Annotated in this window: 8 protein-coding genes; 6 read left to right on the top strand and 2 right to left on the bottom strand. The window is 44.6% G+C overall.

Features of this window, described 5'->3' with window-relative positions; translation table 11 throughout:
* The first annotated feature begins 35 nt into the window (after positions 1 to 35).
* Genes L1D50_RS18385 through L1D50_RS18365 form a run of 5 tightly spaced genes read left to right on the top strand, consistent with a single transcriptional unit; the run spans position 36 to position 7091 of the window.
* Complete coding sequence (locus L1D50_RS18385) at positions 36 to 1292, top strand: HlyD family efflux transporter periplasmic adaptor subunit (protein ID WP_239966556.1); 1257 nt, start codon at positions 36 to 38, stop codon at positions 1290 to 1292.
* Positions 1293 to 1303: 11 nt separating this feature from the next.
* The gene (locus tag L1D50_RS18380) at positions 1304 to 2026 is read left to right on the top strand and encodes an ABC transporter ATP-binding protein (protein WP_239966555.1); all 723 of its coding nucleotides are present in this window, start codon (positions 1304 to 1306) and stop codon (positions 2024 to 2026) included.
* On the top strand, positions 2026 to 4452 hold the full coding sequence (locus L1D50_RS18375) for an ABC transporter permease (protein WP_138521672.1): 2427 nt from the start codon (positions 2026 to 2028) through the stop codon (positions 4450 to 4452). Before L1D50_RS18380 ends, L1D50_RS18375 begins: the two co-directional genes overlap by 1 nt.
* Positions 4453 to 4492: 40 nt before the next feature.
* Complete coding sequence (locus L1D50_RS18370) at positions 4493 to 5827, top strand: sigma-54 dependent transcriptional regulator (RefSeq protein WP_138521670.1); 1335 nt, start codon at positions 4493 to 4495, stop codon at positions 5825 to 5827.
* Complete coding sequence (locus tag L1D50_RS18365; protein ID WP_138521668.1) at positions 5820 to 7091, top strand: ATP-binding protein; 1272 nt, start codon at positions 5820 to 5822, stop codon at positions 7089 to 7091. The genes L1D50_RS18370 and L1D50_RS18365 overlap by 8 nt, the downstream gene beginning before the upstream one ends.
* Before the next feature lie 43 nt (positions 7092 to 7134).
* On the opposite strand, the gene L1D50_RS18360 is transcribed toward L1D50_RS18365, so the two are convergent.
* On the bottom strand, positions 7135 to 8589 hold the full coding sequence (locus L1D50_RS18360) for a hypothetical protein (protein WP_138521666.1): 1455 nt from the start codon (positions 8587 to 8589) through the stop codon (positions 7135 to 7137).
* 326 nt (positions 8590 to 8915) lie between these two features.
* Between L1D50_RS18360 and L1D50_RS18355 the strand changes: the two genes are divergently transcribed.
* On the top strand, positions 8916 to 9332 hold the full coding sequence (locus L1D50_RS18355; protein WP_239966554.1) for a GNAT family N-acetyltransferase: 417 nt from the start codon (positions 8916 to 8918) through the stop codon (positions 9330 to 9332).
* Between the two features lie 3 nt (positions 9333 to 9335).
* On the opposite strand, the gene L1D50_RS18350 is transcribed toward L1D50_RS18355, so the two are convergent.
* The coding region (locus tag L1D50_RS18350; protein ID WP_138521664.1) for a pyridoxamine 5'-phosphate oxidase family protein at positions 9336 to 9788 on the bottom strand (453 nt) is incomplete at its 5' end.

Below are 9788 nucleotides of genomic sequence, written 5' to 3'. Positions count from 1 at the left end.
GTATTACCGTATAAAAATAATAACATGGTAATTCGATGGATATTCACACTAGCCTTGCCAAAACAACTAAAAAGCCATTTCGTAGGTGGTGGCTGTTAACGACCCTTATTGTGCTCGCTGCATTAGGCGTATGGATTGTGCCTCACGACCAGCAAATAGATGCTGAAAAGCTTAAATTTGCCACCGTTCAATCCGGACCGATACAGTTTAGTGTTAAAGGCTATGGCCGATTACGCTCAAAGATCAGTAGAGAGATCACAACCGCATTTGCAGCGCAAGTTGAAACCGTACTGCATCTTCCAGGCAGCAGGGTAGAGCCAGACACCGTTATTTTACAGTTAACCAATCCTGAGCTAACTCAGCAACTCCACCGAGAAAGACTAGTACTGGCTAGGCAAAAAGCCAATGTTGAAGCATTAAGGCTAAGCCAAGAAAGTGAGCTACTAGCATTGAAAGGACAAAATACCCTACTCAGCAGTGAGCTTGAAAATGCCAAATTGCGAGAGCAGGCTGAGCGCCAATTAGTTACTCAAGGCATAGTTTCAAGCTTAGATCATCAGCGCTCAATCTTAACGGTCGCTCAGTTAAGCGAGCGAGTAAAGCTCGCTCAGCAGCAACTTAGCCAAACTAGAGCATTACACAAGCAAAGAATTGAGATTGAGCTAGAGCTATTAAAAGAATATGAGCTGAGCTATCAGGTCGCGCTTCAAGCGGTTGAGCAATTACAAGTCACTGCAGGGATCAGCGGTATGTTGCAGCAAGTACATGTTAGTCAAGGTCAAGCAATTACACGCGGGCAGGCGCTAGCTGTGGTGGGCAGTGAGCGAACTTTGGTAGCCGACTTACTGGTGCCAGAGCGAGAAGCAAGCGAGATTATCTTAGGTCAACGAGCAGTAGTAGACACCTTTGTTGGTCATGTTGAGGCAAAGGTCAGCCGCATTGTACCCATCGTACAAGACGGGCGTATTGCGATAGAGCTGGCATTACTTGGAGAGCTGCCAAGCAATGCTCGCCCACTTTTGACTGTCGAAGGGCAAATTTTTACAGCAACAAAGACCGCCGCACTTTCACTTATTAAGCCACCGCGTTCAACTCCACAATCTCAGAGTCAATTATTTGTTTTAGATAAACAAAACAACATGCTTATCAAAAAAAGTTTCAAGTTTGGTAAACTAGCCGGCAATGCCATAGAAGTACTCGAAGGCGGTTTATCCGGTGAGCAAGTGGTGGTGTCAGAGATGTCTGACTACCAGCACCTAGAAAAAATAACAATTAAATCACTCAATCGGTAAAGGAAGAACAAATGGACAAGACTATTTTGGCATTACATCAAGTGAGTAAAGTGTTCTTTGGCGAGGATGTTGAAACTCACGCCATTAGCAACATTAACCTTGAAATTGAAACGGGCGATTACGTTGCGATAACAGGTCCGTCAGGATCGGGAAAATCCACTCTATTGAGCATTCTTGGACTATTAGATGACATCACTTCAGGCAGCTATCGCATCCGAGATATAGAAACCAGTACGCTAGACGCAGACACGCAAGCAGAGCTGCGTAATTTGCATATCGGTTTTGTCTTTCAGTCATTTAATCTACTGGATGGGTTAACGGTATTTGATAATGTGGCTTTACCGCTTCAGTATCGAGAGCCTGCGCTTGCGACTGACGAAATTGAGCGTCGTGTGATGGGCGCACTTAAGCAAGTTGAAATGTCTCACCGAGCAAAACATAAACCAAACCAACTATCTGGTGGGCAGCAACAGCGAGTGGCTATTGCGCGTGCGCTGGCAGGCGAGCCAAGTATTTTATTAGTCGATGAACCAACTGGAAACCTCGACTCCAAAAATGGTGATGCGGTAATGGCCTTGCTGGGGGAGTTGAATAGGCAAGGCACAACCATTTGCATGGTGACGCACGATATTCGCTATGCAGGTTATGCCAAGCGGCAAATTCAGCTTTTAGATGGGGTACAGGTTTCATCAAGCGTTGTAAAACGTGATAGTTGTACTGCGGAGGTGGTGTAATGGGGTTTTTGCAACTTCGGCGTCAACTAGGGCTGGCAATCAAAAGTTTGCTTCAAGTACCGAATTTTTGTATCACGCTAGTACTGACGTTGGCACTCGCGTTAAGCTGCTTTTTTGTCGCATTGAGTCTGTTTAGTGGCTTTTTTATTAAGCCGCTTGAGATTGAAAATGAATCACGATTTGTGGTGGTAGAACAAAAGAACGTATACCAAGATAGAGCGTCAGAAGGGCTGCAGAGCTTTCAAAACATGCTGAACTGGTATCAGACTCCCTCCATATTTGAAAAAAGAGCTTTGATCAGTAGCTTTTCCGATGTGGTTGAAAATCTAGCTGGCAAGCCAAAGCTTACGCTGACTTTTGCAAGTTCGGATTATTTTAGTATGGTGAAAATGCCACTAGCACAGGGGCGATACCTAACGCCGACGAAAAGCATTAGCCAGAAAAATCCAGAGGTCATTATTTCCTATAAACTTTGGCAACAATACTTCAATGGTGATGACAATGTGCTTGGGGAGAGTTTACGGATTGTTGGCAGACTGTACACCATCGTCGGTGTTGCTGCACGTACGCATGGTGATCCTTACTTTTTAAGTGAAGGAAATGGGGCGCTGTGGCTTAGTTTCTCTGAAGATGAGCGATTTTTTGGTGATCAGCGCGGCGAGTATCATCCGTGGAGTAGCAGGCTAAACAACTTGAAGTTACTGGCGATATTACCAGTCAATAGTGGTCAGGATATCCTCGCAGAGCAGCTATATCAAAATGTTCAACTGCACCAAAGCGAATGGAAATCGGCTGACGAAGCGTTACTTGATATTGAACCTATAGTGCGTTCGTACCGTGAGGTAGAGCTGGCGGGACATGACAAGCTTGCCATTATCGTGTTGTTGAGTGTGTCATGCTTGGTACTCATTGCAATTTTTAATGTGAGTAATTTGTTTATCTCTCGAGCTCACACCATCCAACAGCAACTGGCCTTACAAGCTATGCTCGGTGCGAAGCGTAAGCTGTTGTTTCGTGGAATTTTGCTAGAAGCGCTGTTATTGGTGTCAGGCGCTGTGCTGGTGGGGTTATTTATCGCGGCGTGGGAGCTGAGGTTAGTTAAATCGCTCACCAGTGGTTATTTGCCGCTGATTGACACTTTAACCTTAGATACCACAGTGCTGCTCAGTGCTATCCTAACCGTACTGTTATTGGCTTTATTGTTTGCATTTGTCACCTCACACATGGTTGATTTTAGCCAGCTTAAGCAAAGCATGCAGTCGTCAGGTAAAGGCAGCGTAAAAGCGGTACGAATAGCGACGACAAAAACACTGGTTGCGGTACAGCTGTTTTTTACCACTGCGTTGGTGCTTGGGGCGACCTTGGTGCTATGTAAAAGCGCCGATACCTTGCTTAGACCGCTCGGAACAAAGTTGGACAATATGTATAGCGTGATGCTGCATATTCCCGCAGATCCCACTCCATTTCCCGCGCGTTACGCCAATATTGAAGGATTCAAACTCGCGTTGGCTAACATTCCAGGCGTGTTAGGCGTCGCCCATGGAGAAAGTCCATTACAAAGCGATGTCCCTGTGGTTGCTATGCAGGACATGGCGGGTGAATGGACACCAAGCATGGTTAGAGGTAACGTTGGGCCGGATTATTTTGCATTAACTGGGCTTGAGCTCGTTGCCGGGCGCACTTTTAGCGAAGCTGCAATTCGAGGCGAAAAGGAAGAGGCTATTGTTTCTTGGGCTGCGGCACAGGCGTTAAAACCAGATGGGGATGTGATTGGTGAAACGTATTTTATTTTTAACCCAGATGTACCTGCTGAAATAGTCGGTATCTCAAAAAACTTCAATTACCCTAAACGTCATCATGAACTTCAAGGTAAAACTGTTTGGCTACCTGCGCTGCCTTTGGGTTATCCATTTATGATAGAAATGGAACCGGGAGCATCACTTACTCGCGCTCAGATCCAAAATGCCATCAGCACCGTGAATGGTCAGGCGGGAATATGGCGTTTTTCAAACTTAACAAAGACATATCAGAGCATTACCTATTTGGAGCGCCTGACTTTACTGCTAAGCTTTGCGCTTTGTGGTTTTTGTTTGTTGTTATCTGGGGTGGGCATTTACGGTGTGCTTAACTATAGCTTTCAACAAAGACGCTACGAGTTTGGAATGCGAATGGCACTTGGTGCCAAGAAACAACGTTTATATCGGTTGTTATTGTCAGATACCATCGCGCCTATGCTAGTGGCGATGTTGGCTGCCATTATGGTTGTTGCGGGATTTTATATGAGTGTTTCGTCAGATTGGTTGTTGGCAAAATCTAGCTGGTTGCTTGTGGTGATTGTTACCATATTGGCTTTTGCGTTAGCCACGGCAATTTACCCAATGAAACAGTTAATAAACTCGACACCAATGCGTGCATTAAAACATTAAAGTTTGGGCGTAAGCCCAAACAAAATATAAGTAGGAAGTGATGACGCCAGTTTTAATCATCGACGACAACCCTGACGTGCGAATGTCAGCCACCATAGTGCTACAAAGTCATGGTTTTATGAGCCTTGAAGCCGCACACCCAGATGAAGCCAAGGCTATGTTATCGGAGCAGCCCGTTGCGCTTATTTTGCTTGATATGAACTTCAATAGAGATACAACCTCAGGAAAAGAAGGGCTGCAATTTCTTAGTTGGTTGAGACAAGCGCAAATAAGTGTGCCTGTGGTTGTTATTACCGCGTGGGCCAAGGTTGAACTTGCGGTCCAAGCAATGCAGTTGGGCGCATGTGACCTCATTGAAAAACCTTGGCAAAACCAGCGACTGCTGAACACCGTTAGACGCTACACCAAAAGTGCTGAAGCGCTATCGTCATCACATGAACCACACGCAGGCAATAACGCGACCTCTCAGTTATTTCAGCAAGCTCAGCGCGTTGCGAAAACCAATGCCAACGTGCTTATTTTGGGAGAAAATGGCTGCGGAAAAAGTCAGTTGGCTAAATATATTCATGAGAAGAGCGGTCGCTCTGAGCACGCTTTTGTGAGCGTGAATATGGCCGCTATTCCAACGGAATTATTTGAAAGTGAGTTATTTGGCCATTGCAAAGGCGCATTCACCGATGCAAAAGCAAGCCGCACTGGGCGGTTTGAAATGGCTGAAAGTGGCACTTTGTTTTTAGATGAAATCGGCAGTTTGCCGCTGCTACTTCAGAGCAAGCTATTACGCGTGCTCGAAACGGGTGAATATGAAGTCGTGGGAGATTCTGAAACGCGCCGCAGTAATGCGCGGATCGTTTCTGCCACTAATACGGATTTGTCAGAAGCGATTAACGCTGGGCAGTTTCGACAGGACTTACTTTATCGCTTAAATACGGTGGTGCTAAAGGTACCGCCACTCAGAGCGCGATTAGCAGAGCTCCCAAGCTTAGCAGCCCATTTTTTAGCTAAACACACTAGGCGCCATGGTAATGATACCGGGCGGGAGCGCACGCTAACTGCTGCGGCGCTAGACAAATTATTGAGTTACAGCTGGCCTGGTAATATTCGTGAGCTATCTCATGTCATTGAACGAGCAGTGATTTTAGGACTTCAGCCTGAGATAACGGCGGATGATATTGAGCTTGAGGAAGGTGCACCAGAGCAAGAGATCCCACTTTTGAGCCTAGAAGAAGCCGAAAAACGCATGATTGCAAGAGCGATCCGCCATTTCGATGGCAATGTAGTGGCCGCAGGAGCGTTTTTGGGCTTGAGCAAATCTGCAATTTATCGACGCCTAGAAAAGCATGATATTAGCCCAAAGGCAGAGCTTGGTGACTAAGCTGGCATCACTTGAGCACAAGTTACAGGTGGGCTTTGCGATACCTATAATCACACTTGCTATGCTCGCGCTTGGGATGATCTACTATTTTGAGCTTACGCTGTTAAGTGCAATCACTTTGTTGCTCGGTATGATGCTCCCCTCTGCATTCGCACTGAGCTACGGTTATCGGGCAGTAATGCAGGTGCTTGAAAATTTGGCTGTCCAATTGGACGGTATGACCAACGAAGAGTTTGGTGTATGGCAGTTAGCGCAGTACCGCAAGGGCCGGGTTGAATTGCTCAAGGCCGAGCTTAAAGAAGCTGCCAAGCGATTACAGCAAAAGCGTCAAGAATATGGTCAGAATGAAGCTTTTGTATTTAATTTTATTAGCGAACTCACCCTGCCAATTGTGGTACTTGATGCGCATCATCATGTGTATTTTGCTAATCATGCCATGAATACCGTGTATCCAGAGGAGGTGTTGCATGGTGCACATGCTAAAACACTGGCACTTCAGTATGTGGATGAACAATGGCAGCATACGCAGCACATCTCTCGATTTAGCATTGCGGCTCATAAGCTATACCGGGGGCAGCGGGTCTATCAATTACTGGTGTTTTTCTCAGTGGAGCAAGCGCTGCGAGATAATGAAAAGCAGGTATGGCAAAAGCTACTATCGGTGCTCAATCATGAAGTGCGAAACGCTTTAACTCCGGTCTACTCAATGGCGCAATCTCTACAACAAGATGGCAACATCATTTCACCTGAGATGCAGCAAACTATGCTCGGGGTAATAGAAAGCCGTGCCGCTCACTTACAGCAATTTGTTGCAAACTACGCACAAGTAGCGCAGCTTCCACCCGTTGATATGCAAAGCATTGAGGTAGAGTTGCTGGTATCGCGCTGGCAAGCTTTATTTCCCAGTGTTGAGATAAAGGCGCTTGATAAAGGCTTGGTTTATTGTGATGAAGCTCAGCTAACGCAGGCTATGATCAACCTTGTCAATAATGCTGAGCAAGCAAATCAATCTGCGGGGAATGATGGCATAACGCTAACCCTAGATAAACCAAAAAATTGGTGCTTTACCCTAGAAGATAACGGCGCTGGTATCGCCAATCCAGATAACCTTTTTGTACCTTTCTATTCCACTAAACCAAATGGCTCAGGTATCGGTTTGGTGTTGAGCAGGGAGCTTATTCGTAATCAGCAAGGGGAGTTGCATTTGGCGAATTTACCGGACAATAAAGGGGCTCAAGCTGTGGTTACTTTGCTTTCGCGTTAATAATAAGTGGTGATAACTTGGTCGTTATCACCACTTGGCGGGTCTAATCGTTGAGTGTTTTTTTAATCAACAAACCCGCCATAGAGATATCAGTAGAATGTGTCATGGGCGCATTCTCAAGTCCCACAGCGCTTAACACGCCATTTTGAATGGTTAAATCTTGGAAACTGGCGGAACGTGCTGTGCTAGTGGTTTCAGCAGCAATATCGGCTAGGTTTTCAAGGTTGATTTTTCCAATAAACGCCTTGCTATGTTCAACCCAGCTATTTGTGTCCACTTGTACACCACCAGTATGGCCGTACACAAATAATGTGTCGTTGCTGATCTTTACTCCACGTAGCACATCTTCTTTATCTAAGTCATACCAATAACGCTCAGCAGCCCTTTCACCATGGTAAATTTTTACTAAGCCAATATCCCATTCGCTTGAATATCTTGTTTTACCCGTTTTGTTGCGGCGTGCCGATATACCAACAAATACACTGTCTTGGTGTACTTGAACATCCTCAACTAACGATGAGTCAGTATCACTGATAAATTGTTCATTGAGTTGTTCGCCGTCTACATTAAAGGTTTTTACAATCATGTGCATCGCATTTTGTTCAGTGTTATCGGGTATCGCATGGTTGGTCGAAAATTTATGATTGTAGGCAGGAATTGCATCAGTACTAATATTTTGCACTGTGTATAAAAATCCATTCTCAGAGAGCGCCATTTCAATTGCTTCAGACGCACGCGAACTGTTAGCCCAGTAACGAATATCGATCAGCTTTTGCCATTTAAGTTGGAGGTTTACGTCGTATTTCGCAATCTTTTGACCTCCGTTGTTATAACTGACGTACAAGTTGTTGTCATGGCAGGAGAATTTTACATTGTTAAAGCGCCACCATGTAATGCTAGTTTGCGTATATGGAATCTCACTCAATGGATTGTCTGTCGGAATAATAGTGAACGGCTTTTGAAGCCAAGCACTCTTATCAGCTGGGATATCATATTTAACGTCCATTGATAACGCCTTCATTTCAGCACTTTGTAGCAAAGTACCTGAGCTATCATAGCGTTCAAGTTGTACACTAAACTGATCAGTATCTTCACGTTTAAATCGACCTATGACGTATTCCCCTGAGTCAAAAACACAGGCATCAACAAATCCTTCTTGCGTTTTCTCATATTGATAAGTTTGACCCTCTAGGTTCGTGATCGCATAAAAACCTTCTTTATTACCTGATTCTTCAACACTTGATGTTTCTCCAAGCACTAATAGTTTGTCGTCTTTTAAGTTGAAGACGCGCTCCAAAGTCGTGGTGTAACCCAAGTCGCTCGAGTAAACATGATTGTTTTGGTCCAGTGCCGTGATATTGAGTTTGTTTTCGGTGGGAGAGGGTGGTGGCGTGACCGTTTTGGGTGGTGGTGCTTGGTCTTGTGAGTCAGTTGAAGAGCCACCGCAACCAGTTAGTAGGGTAATAGTTGCCACTGCAATAGATAATCCTAAACGCATAGTAAAATCCTTTCAAAAGTGAATCAAAGAAGTAGAGGTTACAAAATATACTAACTTAGGAACAAAATAGAGTTGTAAAAGAATGTTATCGTAGCGGGGTTTTTTGTTATGCCAGCTTTTGTGATCCAATTTCGTCAACTTAGCAATATTTGAATATTTATCTTTCTTTGGAATTTGTAACCTCTCCAGATAAGTAGTTTTACCTTGCCATATTATGGCAACTGAGGATTAGTTAACGTAAACAATAGAAACCAATCTAAAAACTTCACAATTCGCCCACAAACTTTAAGCATGATCAACCGTACACCAAGCGGGAGATTAAAAAAGTGGTTGAACTAGAGTTAATTCGAGTTGATAAATACAGCGAGCAGGCTTTTACACATTTGCTAGAAGCGAGTCATTATCAAAAGCAAGTGGGTTCGTTTGAGCTGTGCAGTGCAACCAATATCGCTTATCTTTTTTATGCAGATGGCAAGCTGGTTGGTTTTACCGTTATTGGTGTTTCAAACCGTCGGGAGTTTGAAGTCTGTGCACTTTATATTGTGCCTGCCGAGCGCAGAAAGCAGTATGCCACCGAATTTATGGCACACATTTGGTCGGTATATAAAGGTCGCTGGAAAGTACGTATGCAAGATAAGATTGAAAGTTCGTGCGGTTTCTGGCGCAAAACCTTGGCTGACATGACCAATCAATCGCAACTGCAGAGACGAGAAAGCGAGTTTGAACACGCTTTTGCAGTGTAGGTCCTAGTACCATTCCTGTTTTTCTAGCCAAAATGCACGGCCAAAACCGCCTACATACCGCACCCTAGCTACCTCAATTCGCCATAGGTGAAAATCACCGAGCATGGCATATTGCTGAGCTTTTTCGTGCTTCATTACGAATTGTGCAATCAGGCTTTCACTATCCGCTCTTGGCAATTTGTGTGCATGTCCAAGAATAGTAACTCGCGCATTTTCAACATCTTCAGCCGCGCCATCACCAAGCACCATAAACGAAAGTGCCGGGTGCTTGGCTAAATTCTTGGTGTGCTGGGCGATATCACTAATAAAGAAGTAAAAGTGATTATCTTCAAGAAAAATATATTGAGCGATAGAAGAAAAAGGAAAACCTTTTTGGTTGTTAGAGAAGGTAGATAAAAATGCGCTCTTATGGCTTTGGCATAAGGCTTTTGCTTCGCTGATTGCGGTTTCTCTCAT

The sequence above is a fragment of the Pseudoalteromonas sp. Isolate6 genome (assembly GCF_022398435.1).
In the GTDB taxonomy this organism is placed as follows: domain Bacteria; phylum Pseudomonadota; class Gammaproteobacteria; order Enterobacterales; family Alteromonadaceae; genus Pseudoalteromonas; species Pseudoalteromonas galatheae.
The sequence above is the reverse complement of the archived record's forward strand: the minus strand, read 5'-3'. Positions and strand labels throughout refer to the sequence as shown.

What these genes read in the sequence shown, in the direction of transcription:
- L1D50_RS18370 (WP_138521670.1), top strand. Translation starts at nt 4,493, where the DNA reads ATGACGCCAGTTTTAATCATCGACGACAACCCTGACGTGCGAATGTCA.
- L1D50_RS18380 (WP_239966555.1), top strand. Translation starts at nt 1,304, where the DNA reads ATGGACAAGACTATTTTGGCATTACATCAAGTGAGTAAAGTGTTCTTT.
- L1D50_RS18385 (WP_239966556.1), top strand. Translation starts at nt 36, where the DNA reads ATGGATATTCACACTAGCCTTGCCAAAACAACTAAAAAGCCATTTCGT.
- L1D50_RS18360 (WP_138521666.1), bottom strand. Translation starts at nt 8,589, where the DNA reads ATGCGTTTAGGATTATCTATTGCAGTGGCAACTATTACCCTACTAACT.
- L1D50_RS18375 (WP_138521672.1), top strand. Translation starts at nt 2,026, where the DNA reads ATGGGGTTTTTGCAACTTCGGCGTCAACTAGGGCTGGCAATCAAAAGT.